This window comes from Amycolatopsis sp. NPDC049691 (assembly GCF_040675005.1).
In the GTDB taxonomy this organism is placed as follows: Bacteria; Actinomycetota; Actinomycetes; order Mycobacteriales; family Pseudonocardiaceae; genus Amycolatopsis.
Genome location: NZ_JBFANX010000015.1, coordinates 72783 through 97670, shown reverse-complemented (window position 1 = coordinate 97670; position 24888 = coordinate 72783). Strand labels below are relative to the sequence as shown.

Sequence of the window (24888 nt, the reverse complement as noted above, 5' to 3'; positions counted from 1 at the left end):
GCAGCATCAGTCAGAGCGGCATTCCCCGGACGGAACAGCGAGACCACGACTATGCACAGACCCTGGCGACGGACCACGATCCTGTCCTCGGTGGCCGCACTGGCCACGGCGTTCATCGCGCTGGCGCCCGCCGCGCAGGCGGAAACGCCCACGAGTGCCGTCGACGTCAGCACCACCAGCGTGGTGCCGGGACAGACGTTCACCGTCACGCAAACCATTCACAACGACCGCGATTTCACGGTGACTTTCGCGAAGGGCGCCATTTACGGCACCCCGACCGCGATCGTCGACGTCGTCGACGTCGTGTCCTGCACCAACACCACGGCGGTCGGCTGCTTCCAGGCCGGCAGCAGCTACCGCGCCGCGTTCGGCGACCTCGAGGCGGGCGGCACGCGGACCACGGTGTGGACCCTGCGCGTCAAGGACACCGCGGCGCCCGGGCAGTTCACGCTGCAGCACCAGTTCGTCGGCGACAACTACGCCTTCGACATCCTCGACGGACCGGTCATCACGGTCGGCAGCCCGGCGACCTTCGCCGACGTCAAGGTCGGGCTCGCCGCGACCGGCCACGGCGGCCTGAACGCGCGCATCGACTACACGGTGACCGTGACGAACCTCGGCCCGTCGGCCGCGTCGGGGATCCGTGTGGTGGCAACGTATGCGTCGGGTCTGTCGTACGCGAGTGGCACCGGGTGCGCCCGCGTCGGCACCACCCGGAACGTCAACTGCGACGTCGCGTCCCTGGCGTCCGGCGCTTCGGCGACGGCGAAGTTCTCGGTCAACGGCGGCCTGCTGGCGCTCGGTTCGTACACCACGACCGCGGTCCGCACGGCAAGCTCGCCGGAGGATCCCACCAGTGCCAACGACAGCGCGTCGAAGACGTGCTCGGCGCTCACCGGGCTCATCGTGACCTGCTGAGGGTTCGCGAGAGGTGATCCGGGCTCGTGTCCTCCGCCAGGGACGCGGGCCCGGTTCGCGTTTTCAGCCGGCCACCGACGCGTACAGCTTCGCGATGTCGTCGTCGAAGTACGCGCTGTAGGAGACGTCCGGGGTGTCGCCGCCGAGCTGGTAGCCGCCGATGACCCCGATGACCGCGCCGTCGGTGACCCACGGCCCGCCGCTGGTGCCGTCCGGGAAACCGGGGCACGCCACGCGCAGTTGATAAGTCTCGAACCGCGTCGTCGTTCCGGTGCACACCACCGGGGAATCGGTCGTATCGGGGTAACCCGTGAGGGTGATCGTGTGCTCGAATCCGCGATCGGTGCCGAGAACGTTCGCCCCGGTGAGGCTTTCCAGTGACGCCGGATTACCGGCCTGCCGAACGGTCAGGAACGCGAAATCCAGATCCGGATCGGCCGAGTTCGTCCAGCCGTCCGCGACGGCGACGCCGGTGACCGTCCACATTCCCAGTGGCGCCACACCGTCGTGGTAGGACGGTGCGAACGCCATTCCTTCTTTGACGCAGTGCGCGGCCGTCAGCACCAGGTCGCCGCCGCCGGAATGCACCACGCTCGCCGTGCAGAAATGGCTCCCGTTCGCGAACAACGCGCCGACCGGGGAAACGGTTTTCGCCGGCGCGGAAGTGGTGACGGGGGCCGGAGCGGTGTCCGCGGCGTAGGCGTCGTCGGCCGTCGTGCCCGTGCCCGCGAACAGGCCGGCACCGAGCAGCAGCACGGCCGCCGCGCCCGCGAGCGCGGGCCTCAGGAACTTGATCGCCACGACTCCAGATCACCACACCGGAGCCGTGTCGGCAGCGCAACGGACCCGATGCACAGCGACTTCACAGCGGCCGGGAAGCCGTTAGCCTCGGTGCATGTCGAGTTCGGTCAGGTCGCCCGACGGCACGGTCATCGGGTTCGAAACCCTGGGCGACGGCCCGCCGATGGTCCTCGTGCACGGCACCGGCGCCGACCACACCCGCTGGACGGCGGTGCGCGAGCGGCTCGCCGCGCGGTACCGGCTGTACCTCGTCGATCGCCGCGGGCGCGGGCTGAGCCGGGACGAGGCGCCCGGGTACGCCATCGCCCGCGAGGGCGAGGACATCGCCGCCGTGGCCGAGGCCGCCGGGGGCGGCGTCTACCTCCTGGCGCACTCCTACGGCGCCTTGTGCGCGCTCGAAGCCGTCCGGAAGACCGACGCCGTGACGCGGCTGCTGGCCTACGAGCCACCTCGGCCGAAGCCGGGCGAGCACGTCGTCGGAGCCGACGCGCGCGACCGCATGCGAGCGGCCGGGGACCCCGAGGAGATCCTGCGGATCTTCCTGCGGGAGGCGCTCCGGCTCGGCGAGGCCGACGTCGAGGCGATGCGCGGCACGCCGGTCTGGAGGGCGCGGGTGGCCGCCGCGCACACGATCCCGCGTGAGCTGGACGTCGTCGAGGCGATGGAGTTCGGCGAGGACCTGGGCGAGATCGCGCTCCCGGTCCGGCTGCTCGCCGGCACCGAAAGCCCGGAGTACCTGCGGCTGGCCGCCGACGCCGTGGCCGCGCGCGTCCCGGGCGCCGACGTCGTGCCGCTGCACGGCCAGGCGCACCAGGCGATGGACTTCGACCCGGACCAGTTCGCCGCGGCGGTGTTCGCCTTCGGGACTAGGTGAGGTTCTTCGGCAGCAACGTGGTCGCCGGGTCGGGGGAGGCGACCGCCTTCGGGCGCTTGTCGCGGAACAGCCAGCCGCCGATGATGCCGCCGGCGAAGCCGAACAGGTGGCCCTGCCAGCTGACGCCCTCCTGGCTCGGCAGCAGGGACGCGAACTGGTAGGCGAAGCACAACGCCATCACCAGGCCGATCACGATGTCGATCGGGTGCCGGTCGAACAGCCCGCGCACGATGATGTAGCCGAAGTAGCCGAACACCAGGCCGCTGGCGCCGACCGTGACCGAGTTCGACGGCGAGATGAACCAGACGCCGAGGCCGCTCGCGACGATGATCAGCACGCTCACGCCGACCCACTTCTTCACCCCGCGGTAGGCGGCGAGGAAGCCGAACACGAACAGCGGCCCGGAGTTGCCTTCGATGTGGCCCCAGCCGTAGTGCAGGAACGGCGAGCTGAAGATCTCCGGCAGCGACGCCGGGTCGCGGGCCTCGATGCCGAACTCGCGGCTCAGGTCGTAGCCGGTGGGCGCGTTGATCAGCTGGACGACCCACAGGAAGGCCAGCAGGCCGACCATGACCCACAGGGCCTTCTTGGCCTCGGCGATCATCAGCTCGGCTTCGCTGCGGGTGGGGCCTTCGCCGGTGGTGCTCATGTCTTCCCCCTGCTCGGTGTGCGCCCGAGGATAACCGGACAGCGGCCCCGGACGCGGCGTTCCGGACCGAGCCGTGACCTGGCAGGGTGGGGGACATGACGCCACCCCGGCCCGAGACGGTCTTCCGCGGCCGCCGCATGCCCGGCGACCGCGCGCTGGTCATGGCCATCGTCAACCGCACGCCCGACTCCTTCTACGACAAGGGTGCGACGTTCGCGCGGAACGCCGCGCTCGAAGCCGTCGACCGCGCCGTCGAGGCGGGCGCCGACATCGTCGACATCGGCGGCGTGAAGGCGGGCGAGGGCCCGGAGGTGGGTGTCGACGAGGAAAGCGACCGGGTCGTGCCGTTCGTCGCCGAGGTGCGGGAACGCCACCCGGACCTGGTCATCAGCGTCGACACCTGGCGCCACGAGGTCGGCCGCCGGGTCTGCGAAGCCGGCGCCGACCTGCTCAACGACACCTGGGCCGGCGCCGACCCGAAGCTGGTCGAGGTGGCCGCCGAGTTCGGCACGGGTTACGTCTGCTCCCACGTCGGGGGCATGCCGGTGCGCACCGACCCGTACCCGGCGCCGACGCCCGCCCGCCCGTTCTGGCCGCGCTACGACGACGTCGTCGCGGACGTGGTGGCCGAGCTGACCGCGGCGGCCGAGCGGACGGTCGCGGCCGGCGTCCCGCGCGGCGGCGTGCTCGTCGACCCGACGTTCGACTTCGGCAAGAGCACCCGCCACGGCCTGTCGCTGCTCCGGCACTTCGACCGCCTGGTGGCGACGGGCTGGCCGGTGCTCGTGGCCCTGTCGAACAAGGACCTGATCGGCGAGACCCTCGACGTCGAGGCCCACGACCGCCTGGCGGGCACCCTCGCGGCCACGGCGATCGCGGCACACGCGGGTGCGGCGGTCTTCCGCGCCCACAACGTCCGCGAGACGCGGGAAGCCGTCGAGGCGGTCGCGGGCCTCGTGTCCACTATGGACTGAGCCGCCAGAGCGACGTGACTTCGGCGGCCCGCGCCCGGTGCAGCGGGTCCGCGGGGTCGAGCGAACGCGGGTGCCGCGCCGGCGCCTCCGTCCGCCCGGCCACCCGCAACCCCGCCGCCGCGATCCAGCCGAGCAGCTCCTCGCGCGTGCGCAACCCCAGGTGCTCCGCGAGGTCCGACAGCACCAGCCACGCCTCGCCGTCCGGGGTGAGGTGGCGGCGCGCCCGGTCGAGGAACCCGCGCAGCATCCGGCTGCCCGGGTCGTACACGGCGTGGTCGAGCGGCGTGCGCGGGCGGCCGGGCAGCCACGGCGGGTTGGCCACCACCAGCGGGGCCCGGCCCGGCGGGAACAAGTCCGTGCGCACGGCTTCGGTACGGGCACCGAAGCCGAGCCGGGCCAGGTTCTCCGTCGCGCACGCGACGGCGCGGGGGTCGGCGTCCGTCGCCACGATCCGGGCGACGCCGCGGTGGGCGAGCACCGCGGCCAGCACCCCGGTGCCGCTTCCGATGTCGAAGGCCAAGGCGCGCGAAGGCAGCGGCGCCGCCGCCACCAGGTCGACGTACTCCTGGCGGATCGGCGCGAAGACGCCGTAGTGCGGGTGGATCCGCGCGCCGAGGGCCGCGACGGCGATGCCGCGGCGCCGCCATTCCGCCGCACCGACGACCCCGAGCAGCTCGCGCAACGGCACCGCCGCGGGGACGTCGAGCGGGCCGTAGACCGCGGTGCAGGCGGCGGCGACGTCCGGCGCCCGCCGCAGCGGGAGCACGTGCCCGGGGTCCAAAGGCACGTACAGGAGCGAGAGCCGCCGCGCCCGCCGGGTGCGCCAGGCGCGGTAGCGGGCGTAGTCGTCCGGTGGCGGCGGGGGAATCCGCCGGTTCACGGCGTCGAGTAACCGGCGGGCGGCGGGGTAGTCCCCGCGCCAGAGCAGGGCCGACGACGTGCGCAGGGCGGCGTCGGCGGAGAGGCGGTCGTCGGCGACGACCGCCGGGCGCGACGGAGGTGAGAAGAGCCGGCGAGGGGGTTCGCCGGGCACGACGAGCTGAGCCACGGGAAAGGGGGTTCCGTTCTTGCTGCGGGCACGGTGAAGCACCCGCGAGACGGGCGGGTGTGCGGGAGTCCGGCGCCGGACTAGCTCAGGACCGCGGCATGAACGGGATTCGTCACCCTTCGACAGTAGCGGGCATGGCGTACAAAGGACGAAGAGGTGATGCCGGATGACGCCCTCGGTGGTGCGGCACGCGAAGCGGCGCCGGTGGGCGGTCGTCGCCGCCGTGGCCGCGGTGCTCGTGTCCGTGCCGTCGGTCGTCGCCGCGCTCGCCCCGGCCGGCGCGAGCGTCGATCCCGCCCGGCTGCGCGATCTCGTGCTGGCGTCCGCCGGAAAGCCGTACCAGGGCTACGCCGAAAGCGCCGGTTCGCTCGCCCTCCCGGAGCTGCCGAACCTCGCTCCCGTCACGGCGCTGTTCTCCATGCGGACCCCGATGCGCGCGTGGTACGCCGGGCCCGACCGCTACCGCGTCGACATCCTCGGCATCGCCGGCGAACACGACGTCTACCGGCTGCCCGACGGCGAATACACCTGGGACTACGGCGACAACACGCTGACCGAGCTGATCGGCGAGCCGGGCGTCCGGCTGCCGCGGGCCGGGGACCTGCTGCCGCCCGAGCTCGCGCGGCGCGTCCTGAAGGCGGCGAAGGGCGACCCGGTGAGCGCGCTGCCGGGCCGCAACGTCGCCGGCGTCGCCGCGTCCGGGCTGCGGCTCGTGCCCGCCGACCCGGCCACGACGATCGGGCGCGTCGACGTCTGGGCGGACCCGGCGACCGGCCTGCCCGTGCGCGTCGAGGTCACCGCCCGCGGCCAGCAGGCGCCGATCCTGGTCACCGAGTTCCAGCAGCTCGAACAGACGACGCCGGTCGTCGAGGCGCCGCGGCCGGTGCTCGGCTCGGGGTTCACCGTGGCGAGCGCCCCGGACGTCACGAACGCGCTCGGCGCGCTGGGCCAGGTGCCGCTGCCCGCCACGCTCGCCGGCCGCCCGGTGGTGTCGGCGAACTTCGGCGGCGTCGAGGGTGCCGCGCTCTACGGCACCGGGCTCGCGGCCTTCGCGGTCATCGCCGTGCCGCGCGCGGTCGGGAACGCGGCCGCCGACGCCGCCGGGAAGGCCGGCGCGGTGCAGGTCAAGCTGGCCGCCGGCACGGTGGTGCAGCTGTCGATCACGCCGTTGTCGCTGGCGATCGTCCGCGCCTCCGCCTTCCGCCGCTCCTACCTGCTGGCCGGGACGGTGACGCCGGACGTGCTGAAGACCGTCGCGGAGGAACTGACCAGGCTGCGCCGGAGCGGCCGATGATCGTCACGCGCGCGCTGACCAAGCGGTACGGGAGCACCCTCGCGGTCGACGCCGTCGACCTGGCCGTCCGCGAAGGCGACCGGTACGGCTTCCTCGGCCCGAACGGCTCGGGCAAGACCACGCTCGTCCGGATGCTGCTCGGGCTCGTCTACGCGACCAGCGGCGAGATCGAGGTGCTCGGCAAGCCCGTCCCGAAGCGGGTCGCCGAGGTGCTGCCCGAGGTCGGCGCGCTCGTCGAAGGCCCGGCCGCGTACCCGCACCTGTCCGGACGGCGGAACCTCGCGCTGCTCGACGCCGCCGGGCGCGGCGGCGGGCGGCGCACGCGACGGCGGCGCATCGACGAAGCCCTCGAACAGGTCGGCCTCGGCGGCGTCGACCAGCGGCCGGTGAAGGCGTACTCGCTCGGGATGCGGCAACGCCTCGGCCTCGCCGGCGCGCTGCTGCGCAAGCCGCGGCTGCTGGTCCTCGACGAGCCGACCAACGGCCTCGACCCGCAGGGCATCAAGGAGATCCGGGAACTGCTCGTCGAGCTGAACGCGGCCGGCACGACGGTGTTCCTGTCGAGCCACCTGCTGGCCGAGGTCGAACAGCTCTGCACGCGCGTCGGCGTCGTCGACCGCGGCCGGCTCGTGCTGGAAGAAGACCTGGCGACGCTGCGGGCGGCGACCGGCCGGGTCCTGGTCGGCACGCCGGACGCCGCCGCGGCGGCCGCGGTCCTCGACGGCCAGCTCGAGGCCCGCGACGGCGACCGGCTGGTCATCCGGCACGGCGACCCGGCCGCGCTGAACGCGCTGCTCGTCGAAGCGGGGGTGCGCGTGACGTCGATCCACGCCGAGCAGCGGACGCTCGAAGAAGTCGTCCTCGACGTGACGGGTCCGGGCTCGGACCGGTTCGGAGCCGCCGGGTGATCGGCGTCGAACTGCGCAAGCTCGCGCTGCGCCCGCGGGTGTGGGTCAGCGTCCTGCTGCTGTGCCTGCTGCCGGCGATCGTCGGCGTGTTCCTGGCGACGGCCGACTTCGCGCCGCCGCCCGGGCAGGGCGGGGCGTTCCTGTCGGCGGTCGTCAACGACGGCGCGCTGTTCCCGGCGGCCGCGCTCGCGCTCGTCCTGCCGCTGTTCCTGCCGATCGCCGTCGCGGTCGTGGCCGGCGACTCGATCGCGGGGGAAGCGTCGAGCGGCACGCTGCGGTACCTGCTGGTCCGCCCGGTCGGGCGGACCCGGCTGCTCGGCGCGAAGATGGTCGCGCTGGCCGTGTACGTGACCGCGGCGATCGTGATCGTCGTGCTGACGTCGCTGGTCCTCGGGGTGATCCTGTTCGGCACCGGCGGGACACCGGGCGTCGCCGGGCCGGGCGGGCAGCCGACCGGCGTGACGTCGTTGTCGGGGCAGTCGCTCAGCTCGTCCGGGCTCGGCCTGCGGCTGCTCGGCGCGGTGTCCTACATCGTCGCGTCGATGCTCGGGTTCGCCGCGATCACGGTGTTCCTGTCGACGTTGAGCGACTCGGCGCTGGGGGCCGCGCTGGGCGGGCTGGCCGTGCTGATCACCAGTTCGGTGCTGGAAACCCTGGACGCGGCCGCGTCGATCAAGCCGTACCTGCCGACGCACTACTGGCTGTCCTGGATCGACTTCTTCCGGGATCCCGTGCTGTGGCGCAACATCGACCACGGCCTCCTGCTGCAGGCCGGCTACATCGTCGTGTTCTTCGGGGCCGCGTGGGCGAACTTCGCGACCAAGGACGTCACGAGCTGAGGCACTCCGCCGGCGGTTCGAGCGGGCCGGTGCCGAGGGCCTGCAGGACGAGCTCGGTGACGGCCGGGTCGGTCGGGAGGTCGCCGTGGCCGGCCTGGTTACCCGGGCAGACCTGCTGGATGGGGACGTTGACGGCGCCCTCGAGGCGGGCGGACTCGGGTGGCGTGACGGTCTCGTCGCGTTCGGTCCACACCGAAAGCCAGGGCAGCGTCGCCGGGATCGGTTCCTTCGCCAGCTCCTGCATGAGCGTGCTGCCCGGGGCCAGCTGGACGCACGCGACCGGGCAGGCGCCGGGGACGAGCGCGCCGCCGGCCGCGGCCAGACCGGTGCCGTGCATCGGCGCGCCCAGCGTGACGACGCGGCGGGCCTGGTGGTCGCCGCCGTCGCGGCTGACCCACAGCCGGGCCACGACGCCACCGGCGGAGTAGCCGATGACGTCCACCGAAGGCGCTCCGCGCGCGTAGGCGTTCTCGACGGCTTCGGCCAGGACGCCGGCCTGTTCGACCAGGTCACCGGTGCCGTCGCCGGCCAGGGTGAGGACTTCGGCGGCGCGCCCGGTGGTCTGCCGGATGCGGGCGGCGAGCTCGTTCAGCGCGCCCTGGCCGCCGCCGTAGCCGGGAACGAGCAGCACGGGCCCGGGCTTGCCCTGGTCGGGAACGCCGGACTGCGGCGCGGCGCTGGTCCCGGTGGTGGCGACGACGGACGCGACGAGCACACCGGCGACCGCGACGGCGAGGCCGCCCATGAGCAGCCGCCGCCGCGGGCTGATGCCGCGCCACCAGGCCGTGATCCGCACGCTTCCATGATGCCCGGCCGGCCGGGGTCAGAGGCTGGTCCAGCCGGTGGTGACCGTCGTGCCGTCCGCGGCCGTCACGCGGACCCGCGTCGCCCCGCGCGGCAGGCCCGTCGCGGTGAACCAGCCGTCCGGGGCGATCGGCCGGACGTGCCGCTCGCCCGCCGCCTCGATCACCGCGTCGCCGGTCGCGCCCGTCACCAGGCCGCGCAGCGTCACCCGGTCCTCCTCGTACTCGGCCTGCAGCTCCACCGACACCCGCGCCGAGTCGAACGACAGCAGGCGGACGTCGCCGCCGCGGACCGAGCCCGCCTCCGCGAGGTCGGAGTCGAAGCCCAGCTCGGCCAGCTCCGCGTCGAGGTCGCGGGTGGCCAGCGCCGCGCGGGCCTGGCGCAGCACGAGGTCCGGTACCGGGTCCGCCTGCTCGGCGGCCGCGCGCAGCTCGTCGAGGAGCTCGTCGTCTTCGGTCACGTCCGGTCCTCCGTTCCGAGCCCGGCGGCGCCGGCCCGTTCGCGCAGCCGGGCCAGGCAGCGCTGCCGGGTCGGGCCGATGCTGCCGACCGGCATGCCGAGAGCGGCCGCCACGTCCGCGTACGACGGCGGCGGCGTCGCCATCAGCACGCGGAGCAGCTGACGGCACTGCTCCGACAGCGTCGCCAGCGCGCGCCACAGCGTGGCGTTGCGCTCGTCGAGCAGCAGGGCCGCGTCGACGCCCGCGTGGCCGGCCGGTTCGTCGGCCCAGTCCCGGTCGTCGGACGGGCGTTCGCGCCCGGCGCGGCGGAGCTGGCGAAGGCACTCGTGCCGCGCGGTCGTCGCCAGCCAGCCGGGCAGGCGGTCGGGATCCTTGATCCGGCCGAGGTTCTCGACGAGCTTCAGCCAGGTCGTCTGGACGACGTCGGCCGCGTCGGCGTCCGAGAGCCGGTGGCCCCGCGCGATCGCCCACAGCAGGCTCGCGTACCGGTCCACCAGGGTGTCCCAGGCCGCCTGGTCGCCGCGGGCGGCCGTCTCGAGCAGGGTCGTGGTGTCCACCGCACCTCCGATCGGCTCGCCCAGCTAACCACCCGGATCCGCGGACCCGTCCGGAAATACACCCGTTCGCGCTGAACCGCGCCGCCGCGGGGACCGTGTGCCGGGGTGGGAGTGTGGAGACGGAACCCGGGGTGAGCCGATATGCGGATCCGGAAGGTACTGCTCGTCATACCGTTGCTGGTGCTGGACCTCGCCGCCTGCGGGCGGCCGGTGGCCGGCGTGAAGGTGGGCAAGGCGCTGCCGGTGCCGTCGAGCACCGGCGTCCCCGCCTGCACGTGGCTCGGGGACACACCGGTGGCGCCGGAAGTGGTGCGGCTCTAGGAGATGCGGCGGACCGGTTCCCCGCCGAGCACGCAGTCCAGGTCGATCCGGCCGCCCGCCGCGGCGAGGACCGCGTCCACCGCCAGGTCCACGTCGAGCTTGCGGCCGTGCTGGTCGGCGTAGGCGCGCATCAGGTTGCCGATGTGCCGCTCGGGGTTGCGCCAGTGCGGCCAGCGCAGCGACGCCTGGTTCGCCAGCCGCGTGAAGTCCGTCTGGCGCTCGGTCACTTCGAGCAGCCATTCGAGGTAGACGCGCATCGCGTGCAGGGCGGTGTGGCCCGGGGTCGCCACCGGACCGTGGCCGGGCACGAGCGTCCGCGGCCGGAACGTGTCCTGCAGCCAGTCGAGGGCGCTGAGCCAGCCCGGGACCGAGCCGTGCACCGCCATCGGGGTGTCGCCGATGGAGACGAGGTCGCCGGTGAAGAGCGTGCCCGAGCGCGGCTCGTGCACCACGAGGTCGCCCGCGGTGTGCGCGACGCCCGGCACCGCGACGACGTCGGCGACCGCGTCGCCGAGGTCGAGCCGCTGCCAGCCGGGCACCGGCCGCACCGCGGCCGGCTCCGGCGGCTCGAGCACGCCCCACTGGGTGAACGTGAAGACGTTGCCGTAGGTCTGCGGCCCGGCCTTGACCACGTCGACGCTGCCGGGCGCGGCCAGCGCCGTGCCGCCCTCGCGCAGCGCGACCCCGACGCCGTTGTGGTGCTCACCGTGCGCGTGCGTGACGACGACGGTCAGTTCCTGCTCGCCCGCGTACTTGCGGACGTCGCGCACCAGCTCCAGCGTCGCCTGCTCGGTGCCGCAGGTGTCGACCAGCACGACCCGCTCGCTGCCCTGGATCCAGCCGCTGTTGGAGACGAACCATTCCGCCGGGCTCTTCACGTACGCGACCACACCCGGGCGCGCGTGCCGGAGCGGGACGATGTTCGAAGTGACGGCCGGCATGGTTCCTCCCCTGGACTGACGAAGCGGATAACGACGGGGGCGCGGGCAGGTTGCGGGGTTTTACCCCGAGATAACCCAGCGCTGGCTGGCCGCCGTGGAACAGGTCCGGATCTGCAGGCGGGTGCCGTCGGCCGAGGAGCTCCCGGTCGCGTCGAGGCACTTGCCCGACTGCGGGTTCAGCAGCGTCCCGTCGGAGCGGGCCTGCCAGTTCTGCGCGCCCGTGGCGTTGCAGTCCCAGAGCTGGACGAGCGTGCCGTCCGCGGTGCCGCTGTTGGCGACGTCGAGGCACTTGCCGAGGGCGCGGATCGTGCCGTTCTGCCGGGTCCAGCGCTGGGCGGGGGTGCTGTTGCAGGTCCACAGCTGCACGGCGGTGCCGTTGGCGGTGCCGCTGTTCGACACGTCGACGCACTTGCCGCCGAGCCCGGTGATGGTGCCGGCGGGGTAGGGCGTGCCGCTCGCGATGAGGTACGCGCTGGTCGCGACGTTCCAGTGGGTCGCCAGGTAGCTGCCGGGCGCCGGGTTGGTGTTGAAGTAGTCGTCGCCGAGGCAGTCGAACTGGTTCTCCGGCGCGCCGGGGCAGACCTTCACGAGGGTGCCCGGCGGGTTCGGCAGGCCGCCGTCGTCGTAGCACATGATGTCCTCGTCGTCCCAGCAGTGACCGTAGGCGCTGGAGTGCGGTGCGCTGCCCTGGACGGCGCCGAGGGTGTGCAGCAGTTCGTGCCCGGTCGCCTGCCAGGTCCAGCAGCCGGTGCCGACGGTGGCGTAGTGCGGGCCGGCGTTGTACGGGTTGCCCGAGCCGGGGCTGTCGTTGCCGCCGTTGCCGAACGCCAGGCCGCAGCCGTCCTTGTCGTACCAGACGATGTACTTGCGGTCGGCGCGGTTGTAGCCCTGCGCCTTGATGGCGTTGGTGATCGTGTCGACGGTCGCCATGTCGGCTTGGGCGATGACCACGTTGCCCACGGTGGCGCGGCAGCTCGAGTCCGTGACGTACCGGACGTGCCGCACCCCGCCGCCGAGCCGGGAGGCGGCCTCGACGAAACCGTCGTCGATCTGGCTCGCGAAGGTCTGGAACTGGCCGGCGAACTGGGCGTAGCGGTCCGCCTGGGTGTTGCCGCGGACGTAGAGGGCCTGGACGCGCTTGCCGCTGGTCCCGTCGCCGTCGCAGACGGTGGACTTCGCGGTGAGCGACGCCGGTTTCCGCAGGTGGTCCGGCAGCTGTTCGGTGCCGTCGCCCGCGGCGGCGGCCGAAGGGAGCAGCGCGGTGGCGACGAGGAGGGCGCCGCTGAGCACGGCGAGGCGCAGGGATCTCGCGGTCATGGGGGAGTTCCGCCTTTCCCGGTACGGCAGGGGACGAGAAGTGCGGTCTAGACCATTGAGGATGATAGGCAGCGGGTGAGCGGGCTGTCACTGACAAGAACGGACAGCTTGGGGTGAATCGCTCACGGAAATGGCGTCACTCTATTTCGGTCGTCCGATTGAAAATGATCTTCGTACCGATCATCGACGCAGGTCTTGACAGTCGATCTCGTACGTCCATACTGGTATATACCTTTATGGGAGGGTCCGGGTGAATCCGAGGGGGCTTCGCGCTCGCGGGCCGACGGAAGGTCTGAGGGGTCCTTCCGTCGGCCGCGCGAAGCCGTCGTTCGACACTGCCGGTCACGGACAGCGTTGACACAACTACTGGTACGAACCAGTATGGACGCTGCCGGCCGGGAGGAGACACATGGCGGGGGCACACGTCCGGATCGACAACCGGCTGATCCACGGCCAGGTCACCGTCGCGTGGACGCGGCGGCTCGGCGTGCGCCGCCTGGTCGTCTGCAACGACGACGTCGCCGCCGACGACCTGCAGCGGATGCTGCTCCCGCAGGCCGCCCGCGGGCTGCCCACCGACGTCCTCACCGTCGCCGACGTGCTCGCCACCGAAGTGAGCAGCGGCGTCATGATCCTCGCGAAGCACCCCGAAGACGCCTTCCGCCTGGTCGAGGGCGGTCTGCGGCCCGAAATCGTCAACGTCGGGAACGTCGCGCCGCGGCCCGGCACCGCCTACACCATGGTCACGCGCTCGATCGCGGTCACCGCGGACGAGGCCGACGCCTACCGCAAGCTGGCCGCGTCCGGCGTCCCGCTGGTCACCCAGCTGATGCCGCAGGACAAGCCCGCCGAATTCGTCCCGTTGCTCGACCGGAAAGGGCTTTAGCCCCGCATGCTCGTCGCGCTGGCCCTGACCCTCTGGGCGATCTACTGCACCTACGACGGGCTCGGCCCGTTCCTCATCTACGCCCAGCGCCCGCTCATCGCCGGCTCGGTGGCCGGGCTGATCGTCGGGCACCCGCTGCTCGGCCTGCTGATCGGCGCCACGCTGGAGCTGGCCGCCCTCGGCGTCTACACCTACGGCGGCGCGACCATCCCGGACTACCAGACCGGAGCCATCGTCGGCACCGCGCTGGCCGCGGGCGCCGCCGGGGACACGTCCGCGCAGGTCGCCATCGGGCTCGGCGTCGGGCTGCCCGCCGCGATCCTGCTGTCCGCGCTCGACCCGGTCGGCAAGATCATCACCACCGCGCTGGTCCACCGCGCCGACGGCTACGCCGCCGACGGCAACGCCCGCGGCCTCGCGATGATCCACTGGGTCAGCCTGGTGCCGTGGGTGGCGGTGCGCGCGATCCCGACGTTCCTCGCCGCGCTCGCCGCGTCCGGCGGCCTGGTCAAGGACATCACCGCGAGCATCCCCGCCGGGTTCGTGCAGGGCATGACGCTCGCCGGGGCGCTGCTGCCCGCCGTCGGGTTCGCGCTGCTGCTCGGCATGATGGAGCTCTCGCGGTACTGGTACCTGCTGCTCATCGGGTTCGTCGCGTTCGCCTACCTGCACGTGCCGCTGCTGGGCATCGGGTTGATCGGCGTCGCGGTCGCGATGCTGTTCGTGACGCTCAAGCGCGACGAACCGGCGATCGAAGTGCCGGGGGACGGCACCGACGAGTCCACTGTGGACGTACGGCTGAGCAAGCAGGACCTGCGCCGGGTCTTTCGCCGGTACTTCTGGTCGAGCCAGATCTCCTGGAACTACGAGCGGATGCAGGCGCTCGGGTTCGCGTACTCGATGGAACCGGTGCTGCGGCGGCTCTACCCGGAGAAGGCCGACTACGTCGCCGGCCTGCAGCGGCACCTGCAGTTCTTCAACACCTCCGTGCTCGTCGGCGGCCCGCTGATCCTCGGCTCCAGCGTCGCCCTCGAAGAAGCGGGCACGCCGAAGTCGGCCGCGAGCACCAAGGTCGCGCTGATGGGCCCGATGGCGGGCATCGGCGACACCGTCGTCTTCGCGCTGTACAACAGCATCGTCTTCACCATGGGCGCGTCCTGGGCGCTGCAGGGCAGCTGGCTCGGCCCCGCCTTCGCCGCGGTGATGGTGCTCGTGCCCTACGCGCTGATCCGGCGCTGGCAGTTCGGGTTCGCCTACCGGGAAGGGAAACGGCTGGCCGGCCACCTCGCCGCCGGCGCGCTCGCGCGCGTGGCGCAGGGGGCGACCGTGCTGGGGTTCGTCGTGCTCGGCGGCTTCATCCCGTCGATCGTCAAGGTCGTCACCACGCTGACCTACCGCCAGACCACCACGGTCCAGGGGCAGCCGGTGACGCAGGCCGTCGCGATCCAGGACCGCCTCGACGAGCTCGTCCCGTTCCTGCTGCCGGTCCTCGTCACCGCCGGGGTCTACCTGCTCACGGCCAAGGCTCGCCTGCGGCCGGTCTGGATCATCGCCATCGTCGTCGTCGCCGGGGTCATCCTGGGGTGGCTCGGCTGGTTCGCGCCGTCGGCCCCGGCAAAGGGTTAGGAGACACCGCCATGTCCGTCCCGATCGTCCTCGCCGGGCACGGGCGGCTGCCCTCCGGCGTGGGGGAAGCCGCCGAAATGATCCTCGGGCCGCAGTCGCGGCTCAAGGTGTGCGAGCTGAGCCCGCACGACAGCCCGGAGGAGTTCGGCGTCCGGCTGCTCGCGCTGCTCGGCGGGGCGGGCGAGGCGCTCGTGCTCGCCGACCTGCACGGCGGCTCGCCGTTCAACGCCGTGCGCGCGCTCGCCGCCGTGCACCCGCGCATCCAGCTGGTGTCCGGGCTCAACCTGCCGATGCTGCTGGAAGTCCTGCTGCACACGACCGACGACGTCACCGAGCTCGCCGGGGTGGCCCGCGCCGCCGGCCGCGACGGCGTCGTCGACGTCCTGGAATCGACCTGGTGACCGCCGCGCTCCTGCTCGCCGCGCAAGACGTCCGGATCACGCCGGGGCCCGGGCACCCGCTCGGCGGCTACCTGGCCCGGCACGGCGTCGCCACCGGCACGCACGACGACCTCGAGGCGTCGCTGATCTGGCTGTCCACAGAGGACGATCCGGGCGTGCTGTGGGTGGCGCTCGACGCGCTGGCGGTCGACGCCGGCCTCACCCGCACCCTGGCCGACGCCGTCGCCGCGGCGGTCGGCATCGACCCCGAGCGGGTCGTCCTGTGCGCGTCGCACACGCATTCCGGACCCGAGGGCTGGACCGGCCCGCTGCACCCGGGGCTGCCGGGGCGGCGCGACGCCGGGCTGGTCGGCCGCATGGCGGAGACGGTCACCGGCGCGGCGCTGCGGCTGCGCGCGTGCCGCGGCCGCGTCCGGGCCCGCTGGCACGCGGGGTCGACCGAGGCCGTCGGCAGCAACCGCTACCGCAGGGACGGGCCGCACGACACGTCGTTCGGCGTGCTGGAGCTGCGCCGCGACGACGGTTCCCCGGCCGCGCTGCTGTTCGACTACGCGAGCCACCCGACCGTGCTCGGGCCGGACAACCTGACGTGGTCGGCCGACTGGCCGGGGGCGACCCGGCGCGAGCTGGCGGCCCTGATCGGGCAGCCGGTCTCGGCGTTCCTGCAGGGCGCGGCGGGCGACGCGAGCTCCCGGTTCGTCCGCCGCGGCCGCGACCACGACGAAGTCCGCACACTGGGCGGCCACCTGGCGATGTCGATCGCGCGGACGCTTTCGGCGGCGGCGGTGTCGTCTTCGGGGGCGGAGACCGGCCCGGTCCGGATGACCCGCTCGACGCTGCACCTGCCGTACCGGGACGTGCCATCCCTGGAGGACAGCCTGCAGCTGCGGGAGTCGGCCGAGCGGGAGTGGCAGCGCGAGCTGGCGCACCACGGCGAAGACCACCCGGCGGTCCGGATCGCGCAGACGCGTTATGAGGGGTGCGCGATGCTGGCCGCGATGGCGGCCACCGACCGGCCCACGGGCTGTGCGGAGGTCCCGGTCAGCGTCGTGTCGCTGGGGGAGATCGCGTGGCTGCACACGCCGTTCGAGCTGTTCGCGTCCCTGGGGCTGCGGATCCGCCGAGGCAGCCCGTTCCGGCACACACGGGTGATCGGCTATTCCGACGGGTATCTGGGGTACCTGCCGGACGCGGACGGGCACCGCAACGGCGTGTACGAGTCGTACGTGACGCTGTTCGAGCCCGACGCCGGGGACAGGCTGGTGGAGCACTGCCTCAAGCTGCTGCGGGCTCATCAGGCGGGCCCCACCTAAGCCGAGCCGACACGCGAGCCGGCACCGACGAGCACCCAGACCCCGCGCACCCCGATCCGAAGCCGGAACACGGCCGGTGTTGTCGGCCGTAGTCACAATGACAGCTTCGGGGTGCCGGAAGGCACTACCCCGACCCCGCCGTGCCACAGGCTCAGGCCGGGCTGCGCCGCGCCTGCGTGAAGACCGTGTAGCGGTCCGCCCGGTAGAGCGACCGGCCCGCCTCGATGACGCCGCCGCTCTGGTCGTGCAGGGTGCCCTCGATGATCAGGCACGGCTGGCTCGGCTCGATGCCGAGGAGGGCGGCGTCGCCGGTGTCCGGGAGGACCGCCGAGATCGCCGTGTCGTTCCACTCCGCGTGGACGCCCCAGCGCTCCTCGATCGTGCGGTGCAGGGACTGCGTCTCCCAGTCGAACAGCTCGATGCCCGGGAACCGGTCGACGGACAGGTTGGTGCGCTCGACGGCGAACGGCTCGTCGTCGACGTACCGCAGCCGTTCCAGCCGGAACACCCGCGCGCCCGGGGGGACGTTGAGGCGGCCGGCGAGCCGCCGTCCCGCGCCCTCGACCTCGGCGTGCAGCACCTTCGTCTTCGGGACGACACCGCGGGCCTTCATGTCCTCGGTGAAGGAGGTCAGCATGTCGATGTGCGCGGCCTGGCGCTCGGCGGTGAAGGTGGCGGTGCCGTGCTGGCGGTAGAGGACGCCGTCGGAGACCAGGCGGTTGATCTCCTGCCGCACGGTGCCGCGGGCGACGCCGAAGTGCTCGGCGAGGAACCGTTCGGACGGCATCAGCCGCCCGGGCCCGGCTTCGGTGGCGACGCTTTCCAGGATCTCGCGCAGCTGGTCGCCCTTGGGCCGCCCCGGCTGCAGCGCGTCCGGGAGCCGGAGATCGCTCGCGGGGACGTGTTTCGGACGGGGCATGCGATCAGTATGTCGCGCCGCCGGTCACGGGGTAACACCGCTCATCCGGTGGCGCGGCGGTGAAGGCGGGGAGGTGACGACGTTCGGGCGCAGGGACGGGCTGCCGTCGGGTCCAGCGGGTGAGCGCGATCGGGCGACGGCGGTTGGTCCGGGGCGCGCTCATCCGGTGGCGCGGCGGGCGAGGCCGAGCCGGTCGGCCGAGGTCGCCCGAGAAGCGCGGCCGCCTCAGCCCGTCGCGCGGCGGGCGAGGTCCGTCAAGAACCGCTCGGCCAGCGCTTCCCCCGTCACGTGCCCGACCGACCGGTACAGCCCCCTGGCTTCCCGGGCCGTCCCCGCGGCCAGCATCGAACGGCCCGCCGCGCCCTCGACCGCCGCCAGTCCCAGCAGCGCCTGGGCCTCCAGCAGCCGGTAGCCGCCCGCGCGGGCCGCGTCCAATGCCGTTCGCGCGTGTTCGCCCGCCTCCGGGACCCGGCCGGCCGCCGCCAGCACGCCCGCCAGCGTTGCCGATGCCTCCGCCAGCTGGCCCCGTAGCCCCGACTCCACCGCCAGTTCGCGGGCTTCGGAAAGCACCCGCTCCGCCAGCGCCAGGTCGCCACCGGCTTCCGCGGCCCGGCCGAGCGCGATCAGCGCCGCCGCCTCCACCTGGCGGTCGCCGTCGCGGCGGACGCGGTCCAGCGCTTCCTCCGCCGTCCGTGCCGCCGCCGCGTGGTCGCCGCGGGCGCCCTGCAACGCGCTCAACGCCGTGAGCGCCGTCGCCTCGCCGAAGCTCGAACCCAGCTCGCGGAACGCCGTCAGGGACCGCTCGGCCGCTTCGCCCGCCTCGTCGAACCGGCCCGTTTCCAGCAGCACCCACGCGTGGTCGGCGAGGTTCGCCGCCTCCCAGAACCGCAGATCTTCCCGGCGGCACAGCGCGACCGCCTCGCACAGGCAGTCTTCGGCCTGCTCCAGCCGGCCGAGCTGGCGGTAGTGGCAGCTCAGCGAGTTCAGCGCGAGCGCTTCGCCCGAGGAGTTCGCCAGCTCGCGGAACAGCTGGATCGCGCGCCGGCTGTGTTCGACGGCTTCCGACAGCCGGCCCGTCCACTCCAGCATCGAGCCCAGGTTCGCGACCGCCGTCGCCTCGCACTCGCGCCAGCCGCACGCCCGGCTGGCCAGCACCGCCTTCTCCGAGTGCCGGATGCCCGCCTCGTGCTGGCCTTCCCGGAAGTACGCGCCCCCGACGGACAGGTGCACCAGCGCCTCGGCCGGCTGGGCGCCGTGTTCGCGCGCCGCCCGCAGCACGATCGGCGCCAGCTCCAGCCACTCCGCGCGGCGGCCGTGGTCGTGGAAGAAGCGGCGCAACGCGTCGGCGAGGTACCACGCCGCCGGGTACGGCCCGCGCGTCGCCGCCAGCCGCAGCGCCGCCGCCAGGTTCGTCGCCTCGACGTCCAGCCAGGCCACGGCGGCCGCGGCGTCGGCGAACGCGACCGGGCTCGGCGCCGCCGGGGCGTCGTCGCGGGGCAGCGTGACGATCCGCGCGCCCAGCAGGGCGACGGCGGCGTCGGCGGCCGCGCAGTAGCCGGTGAACAGCCGCTCCCACGCCTTTTCCCGCGCGATCTCGTCTTCGTCGGCGACGACGCACCGCTCGGCGTAGCGGCGGGCGAGGTCGTGGAACCGGTAGCGGCGGGGCGCGTGCGCCTCCAGGAGGTTGGCCGCGGTCAGCCCGCGCAGCCGCCGGGCTGCCTCTTCGGCCGGGACGTCCAGCAGGGCCGCCGCGGCGATCGCCGTGAAGTCGGCCCCGGGCACCAGCGCCAGCAGCCGGAACGCGTGCCGCAGCCCGGGTGGCAACGCCTGGTAGGACACCGAGAACGCCTTCGCGACGGCGCTCTCTTCATCGCCGTCGAAGCCGAGCTGGGCCAGGGGGTCGCCGCGCAGCTCGTCGACCAGCTCGCCGAGGCTCGCGACGCCGGTGTTCGTCGCCGCGATCCGCAGCGCGAGGGGGTGGTGCCCGCAGAGCCGGGCCAGCTCGCCCGCCGCGTCCGGCTCGGCGGTGGCCCGCTCGCCGAGCAGTGCGGTCAGCAGCGCGCGCGAGTCGTCTTCGGGCAGCTGCGCCAGGCCCAGCGCCCGGGCACCGGTGCGCGCGACGAACTCGTCGAGCCGGTGGCGGCTGGTCACCAGCACCCGGCCGGACGACGGCAGCAGCGGCAGCACCTGGGCGGCGTCGCGGGCGTTGTCCAGCACGACGAGCGCCTGCCGGTCGGCCAGCAGCGAGCGGTAGAGCTTGCTCTGGTCGTCGACGCCCGGCGGCACGTCCCGCAGGTCGACACCGAGGGTGCGCAGCAGCTGGGCAAGCGCGGCGGCGGGGGTGAGCGGCTCGTCGTCGGCGTCGAAGCCGCGCAGGTTGACGTACAGCTGGCCGTCGGGGAAGCGCGCCCGCGCGGTGTGGGCCCAGTGCACGGCCAGCGCGGTCTTGCCGACGCCGGCGGTCCCGGTGATCACCCAGACGTCCCCCGGCTCGTCGAGCGCGGCCAGTTCGGGGGCCCGGCCGGTGAACCCGCGGACGTCCAGCGGCAGCTCGGCGGGCCGCGGCACGACCGGGGCCGCGGCCGGCTCCGGTTCCCCCTCGCCGCGCAGGATCCGCATCCGCAGGTCCTGCAGGGCCTGGCCGGGTTCGATGCCGAGCTCGTCGACGAGCAGCTCGTGGGCCCGCGTGTAGGTGTCGAGGGCTTCCGGGGTCCGGCCGCAGCGGTGCAGCGCGAGCATCAGCGCGGCCCGCAGCCGTTCGCGGAACGGGTGCTCCTCGACGAGCCGGCGCAGCTCCCCGACGACTTCGCCGTGCCGCCCGGACGCCAGTTCCTGCTCGTACAGCTCCTCCAGCACGACGAGCCGGCGTTCGGCCAGCGCCGGGCCTTCGTGCGCGGCCAGCGCCTCGCTCACGCCGCCCAGCGGGGTGCCGTCCCACAGCGCGAGCGCGGCGCGCAGGTGCGCGACGGCGGCCGGCCCGGACGTCGCCCTGGCCAGTGCGACCTCGTCGTCGAACACGTCGAGGTCGCGGTCGCCGGGCGCGACCTCCAGGACGTACCCGGGCGCGCGGCGGACGATCGCGTCGCGGCCGAGGAGCTTCCGCAGTTCCGAGATGTGCACCTGCAGCCGCCCGCGGACGCTCGGCGGCGCGTTCTCGCCCCAGGTCAGGTCGATGAGCCGGTCTTCGCTGACCACGCGGTTGGGGTTCAGCAGGAGGGCGGCCAGCACGGACGTCTGCTTCTGGCCACCGGGCCGGACGGCGCCCGCGTCGCCGAGGACCGTGACCGGTCCGAGCAGGCGGTAGCGCACGAGTAGCCCCCAGAAGGCCGACCGAAGCGGAACGGAAGTGCCGTGATCGACCCTAGCTCGGGGCGAGGGCAAAGGAGGCCGTGGGTGGACACCGACGAGGCCGAGCGGCTGCTGGTCGTCTGCTTCCCGGACGCGGGGGAGGCAGCCGGCCGGTACCGGGCGTGGCGCGATCCGCGGATCGCCGTGCACGTCGTCGAGCTGCCCGGCCGTGGCGAGCGCAGCGCGGAACACCCCTACCGGGACATGTGGCTGCTCGTCGAGGCCCTCGCGGTGGAGCTGGCGGGGGTGCTCGCCCGCCCGCACGTGCTGTTCGGCGCGGGGCTGGGCGCGCTGGTGGCCTACCGGCTGGCGCAGCGGCGGGTGGCCGCGGGACTGGGGGTCCCGCGGGCACTCGTCGTGGCGCACCAGGCGCCGCCGGACCGGGCCGCGCGGGTGGTGCCGGCGCAGGCGGCCCGCGCGGACGTCAGCCTGCTGGCCAGCGACGCGCACGTGCCGGTGGCGCCGCCGCTGCCGTGCCCGATCCGCGGCTTCGGCGAGCCGCACGCGATGGCGGGCTGGGGCGAGCATACGGAAGCGGGGTTCGTGCTCGCCCCGGCGCGCGAGCGGGACAGCGGCGCGCTGCTGCGCGACGCCGTCCTGCGCGCGGCCTACTTGGTTTCGGCGTTGGCCGTCCCGGGCTTGGGTGAGTCGCCGATGTAGGGACCGACGCCGATCGAGGGGCCGGTCTGCGGCGGGGTCTCGGCCGCCTGCGCGGCGGGCGCGAGGACGAGGACGGCCAGGAAGGCCGTACCGATGACGGCCTGGAGAACACGGGCTTTCATGTTTCGACTCCTCACGCTTCGGGATGCGGGTCGATCTTGCCCGAGTGGACTTCCAATCCGCTTCCCTTTGCTCCCGGTGGTCGTCCGCTCACCGGCCGTCCCTTGTGGAGCGCGTCGATTCCGCGCGGGGAATTGGCCCGCGGGCGGCGGCCGTCGAGGATCGCCGGGTGCTTACGACTTCGACACCCGGCCCTCAGACCCTGGCCGACCGCTACATCGCCCTCTGGACCGAACCCGACGAGCAGGCCCGCCGGGCCGCGATCCGCGCGCTGTGGGCGCCCGGCGGCGCCCACGTCCTCCAGCCGCCCGCCGAGGTGGTGAAGATCGCGGCGGAGCTGGGCTTCGACTCGCCGTCGCTCGAGGCCTGCGGCTACGAAGCCATCGAAACGCGGGTGCGGCGCAGCTACGACCGGTTCGTCGCCGCGGGCGAGTTCACCTTCCGGGCGAAGGGCGGCGCGGTCCGGCTCGGGCAGGTCGTGAAGTTCGAGTGGAGCACCGTTCGGGTCGCCGACGACACCGTCGTGGGCGGCGGGCTGGAGGTCCTGCTCCTCGACGAGGACGGTGCCATTTCGCGCGACACGATGTTCCCCGGGTGACATCATCGGTCGTCATGGGGAGTGACGACGCGAACACGATTCTGCGCATGGCGAGCCTCGCGACACCGATGGCCCTGCGGGTGGCGGTGACTTTGGGCCTTCCGGACCGGCTACGCGATTCGGACACCGCCGTGGACCGGCTCGCGGAAGACCTCGGCGTCGCGCCGATTCCGCTCGACCTCCTGCTGGCCCACCTCACCACGCTCGGGTTCTTCGAGCGGACCGCCACCGGCTACCGCACCACGGAGTACGGCGAGCACCTCTGCGGCGACAGCCTCACCACGGTCCTGCTGAACCTGGACACCGCGGGCGGGCGCGCCGAGCTGGCGTTCACCGAGCTCCTGCACAGCGTCACCACCGGGCAGGCCGGGTACGACCGCCGGTACGGGCGGGACTTCTGGTCCGACCTCGCCGCGCACCCGCCGCTGCGGGAGTCGTTCGACCGGCAGATGGCGCACCGGCTGCGGGCCGGGGTGCCGCACCTCGCGGCGGGGTTCGGCTGGGGCCGGTTCGCCACGATCGTCGACGTCGGCGGCGGTCCGGGCACGGCGCTCGCGGGCATCCTGGCGGCCCATCCCGCGGTCCGGGGCCGGCTGGTCGACCTCGACGTCACCGCGGCCGCCGCGACCTTCGCCGAGCACGGGCTCGACGACCGGGCTTCGGTGCTGGAAGGCAGCTTCTTCGACCCGCTCCCGGCCGGGGCGGACGCCTACCTGCTCGTCGACATCCTGCACGACTGGGACGACGAGCACGCCCACCGCATCCTGGCCCGCTGCGTCGAGGCGGCCGCGCCGGACGGGCGGATCGTCGTCGTCGAGCCGGTGGGCGGGCGGCAGGCCGCGACGGACATGGACCTGGCCATGCTCGTCATCTTCGGGGGGCGGGAACGCCGGGTCGAGGAGTTCGAGGCGCTGGCGTCGGAACACGGGCTGGTCCTGGACTCGGTGACGGACGCGGGCGGGCGGTCGATCTTGGAGTTCAAAATCGTATAAGCGCTGTTACAATTTCGCCCGTGCCGCTGTCCCGTGCCTTCGTCGACCCGACCCCGCTGCGCGTCTCGCCGGCCTTCCGGCGGCTCTGGATCGGCCGTGTGTTCTCGGGCTTCGGGTCGCAGATGACGCTCGTCGCCGTGCTGTTCCAGGTCTGGGAGCAGACCCGGAGCACGGTCTGGACCGGGGCGGTCGGGCTCGCGCAGGCCCTGCCCGTGGTGGTGTTCGGCCTGCTCGCGGGATCGCTGGCGGACCGCGTCGACCGGCGGCGGTTCGCGCTGGTCACCACCGCCGGGCAAGCGGTCTGCTCGGTGCTCCTCGCCGTGCAGGGGTTTCTCGGTGACGTGCCGGTCCTCCTGGTCCTGGGCCTGGTGGCCGTCCAGTCGTGCTTCGTCGCGGGCGGCGGGCCGGCGGCGCGCACGTTCGTCCCGAGGCTGCTCGCGCCGGCGCAGCTGCCGGCCGGGCTGGCGCTGAACCGGATCGCGTTCCAGGGCGCGATGCTGCTCGGCCCGGCGCTGGGTGGCCTGCTGCTGGGCCGGCTCGGGGTGGGCGGCTGCTACGTCGTCGACGCGCTGACGTTCGGCATGGCGTTCTACGGCGTGTTCGGTCTCCCGCCGATGCGGCCGGACGGCGAACCGTCGCGGCCGGGCCTGCGCGGGGTGCTGGACGGGCTGGCGTTCCTGGTGCGCACGCCGGTCGTCCGGGGCGCGTTGCTGACCGACCTGGCGGCGACGGTCCTGTCGATGCCGATCAGCCTCTTCCCGCTGGTCAACGCGGAAAGGTTCGCCGGCGACCCACGGACGCTGGGCCTGTTCCTGTCGGCGATCGCGGTCGGCGGGGTGGCGGCATCGGTGTTTTCGGGGACGTTCACCCGGCTGTCCCGGCCGGGGCTGGTGATGCTCGCCGGCTCGGCGGCGTGGGGCGGGAGCCTGGTGGTGTTCGGGCTGGCGCCGGACCCGTGGGTGGGGTTGGCGTGCCTCGTGCTGGCGGGCGCGGCGGACACCGTTTCGGTGGTGTCGCGCGGGGCGCTGGTGCAGCTCAACACGCCGGACGGGCTGCTGGGCCGGGTGGCGGCGGCGGAGCAGATCGTCGGCCAGGCGGGGCCGGATCTGGGGAACGTGCGCGGCGGCCTGGTGGCGGGGGTGACGTCGGGGACGGCCGCGCTGGTGAGCGGCGGGGTGTTGTGCGTGGTGGCGGTGGCGCTGGTGGGCGCGGCAACGCCGGGGCTGCGCCGCTTCGCGACGCCCGCGAAGGTCGCCGTGGAGTAGCGAGTCCGCCACTTGCGCCGGTGCACACCTGGACCCGAAGCGTGCACGCACGGTC

General features: G+C 73.7%; 26 protein-coding genes. 15 read left to right on the top strand and 11 right to left on the bottom strand.

The window, feature by feature from the left end; all coding sequences use genetic code 11:
- The first annotated feature begins 90 nt into the window (after positions 1-90).
- Positions 91-918 carry a hypothetical protein gene (locus AB0J40_RS30330; RefSeq protein ID WP_364459457.1) on the top strand — a complete coding sequence of 276 codons (828 nt, stop codon included), beginning with the start codon at positions 91-93 and terminating at the stop codon, positions 916-918.
- Between the two features lie 63 nt (positions 919-981).
- On the opposite strand, the gene AB0J40_RS30325 is transcribed toward AB0J40_RS30330, so the two are convergent.
- The gene (locus tag AB0J40_RS30325; RefSeq protein ID WP_364459454.1) at positions 982-1719 is read right to left on the bottom strand and encodes a serine protease; all 738 of its coding nucleotides are present in this window, start codon (positions 1717-1719) and stop codon (positions 982-984) included.
- Positions 1720-1813: 94 nt separating this feature from the next.
- Between AB0J40_RS30325 and AB0J40_RS30320 the strand changes: the two genes are divergently transcribed.
- Positions 1814-2593, top strand: coding sequence for an alpha/beta hydrolase (locus AB0J40_RS30320; protein WP_364459452.1), 780 nt, complete (start codon positions 1814-1816; stop codon positions 2591-2593).
- On the opposite strand, the gene AB0J40_RS30315 is transcribed toward AB0J40_RS30320, so the two are convergent.
- Complete coding sequence (locus AB0J40_RS30315; protein ID WP_364459449.1) at positions 2586-3242, bottom strand: rhomboid family intramembrane serine protease; 657 nt, start codon at positions 3240-3242, stop codon at positions 2586-2588. The genes AB0J40_RS30320 and AB0J40_RS30315 overlap by 8 nt on opposite strands.
- Positions 3243-3337: 95 nt before the next feature.
- Here AB0J40_RS30315 and folP point away from each other — a divergent pair, with 95 nt between their 5' ends.
- The gene (folP, locus tag AB0J40_RS30310) at positions 3338-4216 is read left to right on the top strand and encodes a dihydropteroate synthase (protein ID WP_364459446.1); all 879 of its coding nucleotides are present in this window, start codon (positions 3338-3340) and stop codon (positions 4214-4216) included.
- Here the strand turns inward: folP and AB0J40_RS30305 are convergent.
- Positions 4206-5249, bottom strand: coding sequence for a class I SAM-dependent methyltransferase (locus tag AB0J40_RS30305; RefSeq protein WP_364459853.1), 1044 nt, complete (start codon positions 5247-5249; stop codon positions 4206-4208). The genes folP and AB0J40_RS30305 overlap by 11 nt on opposite strands.
- Positions 5250-5430: 181 nt before the next feature.
- Here AB0J40_RS30305 and AB0J40_RS30300 point away from each other — a divergent pair, with 181 nt between their 5' ends.
- From AB0J40_RS30300 to AB0J40_RS30290, 3 genes are read left to right on the top strand one after another with little or no spacing between them, the layout of a single operon-like run.
- On the top strand, positions 5431-6558 hold the full coding sequence (locus AB0J40_RS30300) for a hypothetical protein (RefSeq protein WP_364459443.1): 1128 nt from the start codon (positions 5431-5433) through the stop codon (positions 6556-6558).
- Positions 6555-7466, top strand: a complete 912-nt coding sequence (locus tag AB0J40_RS30295; RefSeq protein WP_364459440.1) for an ABC transporter ATP-binding protein — start codon at positions 6555-6557, stop codon at positions 7464-7466. Before AB0J40_RS30300 ends, AB0J40_RS30295 begins: the two co-directional genes overlap by 4 nt.
- On the top strand, positions 7463-8305 hold the full coding sequence (locus tag AB0J40_RS30290) for an ABC transporter permease (RefSeq protein WP_364459437.1): 843 nt from the start codon (positions 7463-7465) through the stop codon (positions 8303-8305). Before AB0J40_RS30295 ends, AB0J40_RS30290 begins: the two co-directional genes overlap by 4 nt.
- Here the strand turns inward: AB0J40_RS30290 and AB0J40_RS30285 are convergent.
- From AB0J40_RS30285 to AB0J40_RS30275, 3 genes are read right to left on the bottom strand one after another with little or no spacing between them, the layout of a single operon-like run.
- On the bottom strand, positions 8295-9101 hold the full coding sequence (locus tag AB0J40_RS30285) for a lipase (protein ID WP_364459434.1): 807 nt from the start codon (positions 9099-9101) through the stop codon (positions 8295-8297). The genes AB0J40_RS30290 and AB0J40_RS30285 overlap by 11 nt on opposite strands.
- 27 nt (positions 9102-9128) lie before the next feature.
- Positions 9129-9569 (bottom strand): hypothetical protein, encoded by a 441-nt coding sequence (locus AB0J40_RS30280; protein WP_364459431.1) that lies wholly within the window; start codon positions 9567-9569, stop codon positions 9129-9131.
- Entirely contained in the window at positions 9566-10126 is a 561-nt protein-coding gene (locus tag AB0J40_RS30275; protein WP_364459429.1) for a sigma-70 family RNA polymerase sigma factor, read from the bottom strand. Before AB0J40_RS30275 ends, AB0J40_RS30280 begins: the two co-directional genes overlap by 4 nt.
- Positions 10127-10267: 141 nt before the next feature.
- On the opposite strand from AB0J40_RS30275, the gene AB0J40_RS30270 reads away from it, so the two are divergent.
- Positions 10268-10447 (top strand): hypothetical protein, encoded by a 180-nt coding sequence (locus AB0J40_RS30270; protein WP_364459426.1) that lies wholly within the window; start codon positions 10268-10270, stop codon positions 10445-10447.
- Here the strand turns inward: AB0J40_RS30270 and AB0J40_RS30265 are convergent.
- Positions 10444-11388, bottom strand: coding sequence for an MBL fold metallo-hydrolase (locus tag AB0J40_RS30265; protein ID WP_364459423.1), 945 nt, complete (start codon positions 11386-11388; stop codon positions 10444-10446). The genes AB0J40_RS30270 and AB0J40_RS30265 overlap by 4 nt on opposite strands.
- Positions 11389-11448: 60 nt before the next feature.
- Complete coding sequence (locus tag AB0J40_RS30260; protein ID WP_364459420.1) at positions 11449-12705, bottom strand: RICIN domain-containing protein; 1257 nt, start codon at positions 12703-12705, stop codon at positions 11449-11451.
- A 409-nt stretch (positions 12706-13114) separates the two neighbouring features.
- On the opposite strand from AB0J40_RS30260, the gene AB0J40_RS30255 reads away from it, so the two are divergent.
- From AB0J40_RS30255 to AB0J40_RS30240, 4 genes are read left to right on the top strand one after another with little or no spacing between them, the layout of a single operon-like run.
- Positions 13115-13591 carry a PTS sugar transporter subunit IIB gene (locus AB0J40_RS30255; RefSeq protein WP_364459417.1) on the top strand — a complete coding sequence of 159 codons (477 nt, stop codon included), beginning with the start codon at positions 13115-13117 and terminating at the stop codon, positions 13589-13591.
- Between the two features lie 6 nt (positions 13592-13597).
- Positions 13598-15217, top strand: coding sequence for a PTS system mannose/fructose/sorbose family transporter subunit IID (locus tag AB0J40_RS30250; RefSeq protein WP_364459415.1), 1620 nt, complete (start codon positions 13598-13600; stop codon positions 15215-15217).
- An 11-nt stretch (positions 15218-15228) separates the two neighbouring features.
- Complete coding sequence (locus AB0J40_RS30245; RefSeq protein WP_364459412.1) at positions 15229-15618, top strand: PTS mannose transporter subunit IIAB; 390 nt, start codon at positions 15229-15231, stop codon at positions 15616-15618.
- Positions 15615-16931, top strand: coding sequence for a hypothetical protein (locus tag AB0J40_RS30240; protein WP_364459409.1), 1317 nt, complete (start codon positions 15615-15617; stop codon positions 16929-16931). Before AB0J40_RS30245 ends, AB0J40_RS30240 begins: the two co-directional genes overlap by 4 nt.
- 151 nt (positions 16932-17082) lie before the next feature.
- Here the strand turns inward: AB0J40_RS30240 and AB0J40_RS30235 are convergent, their stop codons facing one another.
- Together AB0J40_RS30235 and AB0J40_RS30230 are read right to left on the bottom strand one after the other, a co-directional pair.
- Positions 17083-17850, bottom strand: a complete 768-nt coding sequence (locus AB0J40_RS30235; RefSeq protein WP_364459406.1) for a GntR family transcriptional regulator — start codon at positions 17848-17850, stop codon at positions 17083-17085.
- A 225-nt stretch (positions 17851-18075) separates the two neighbouring features.
- Positions 18076-21159, bottom strand: a complete 3084-nt coding sequence (locus AB0J40_RS30230) for a BTAD domain-containing putative transcriptional regulator (protein WP_364459403.1) — start codon at positions 21157-21159, stop codon at positions 18076-18078.
- Positions 21160-21243: 84 nt separating this feature from the next.
- Here AB0J40_RS30230 and AB0J40_RS30225 point away from each other — a divergent pair, with 84 nt between their 5' ends.
- Complete coding sequence (locus tag AB0J40_RS30225) at positions 21244-21858, top strand: thioesterase domain-containing protein (RefSeq protein WP_364459400.1); 615 nt, start codon at positions 21244-21246, stop codon at positions 21856-21858.
- Here the strand turns inward: AB0J40_RS30225 and AB0J40_RS30220 are convergent.
- Positions 21807-21980, bottom strand: a complete 174-nt coding sequence (locus AB0J40_RS30220) for a hypothetical protein (protein WP_158104092.1) — start codon at positions 21978-21980, stop codon at positions 21807-21809. The genes AB0J40_RS30225 and AB0J40_RS30220 overlap by 52 nt on opposite strands.
- 167 nt (positions 21981-22147) lie before the next feature.
- On the opposite strand from AB0J40_RS30220, the gene AB0J40_RS30215 reads away from it, so the two are divergent.
- The 3 genes from AB0J40_RS30215 to AB0J40_RS30205 are packed head-to-tail and all read left to right on the top strand — an operon-like array spanning position 22148 to position 24833.
- On the top strand, positions 22148-22576 hold the full coding sequence (locus AB0J40_RS30215; protein WP_364459397.1) for a hypothetical protein: 429 nt from the start codon (positions 22148-22150) through the stop codon (positions 22574-22576).
- Between the two features lie 14 nt (positions 22577-22590).
- The gene (locus AB0J40_RS30210; protein ID WP_364459394.1) at positions 22591-23568 is read left to right on the top strand and encodes a methyltransferase; all 978 of its coding nucleotides are present in this window, start codon (positions 22591-22593) and stop codon (positions 23566-23568) included.
- A 20-nt stretch (positions 23569-23588) separates the two neighbouring features.
- A complete protein-coding gene (locus AB0J40_RS30205; protein WP_364459391.1) occupies positions 23589-24833 on the top strand; it encodes an MFS transporter in 1245 nt (414 codons plus the stop codon).
- Positions 24834-24888: the final 55 nt, after the last annotated feature.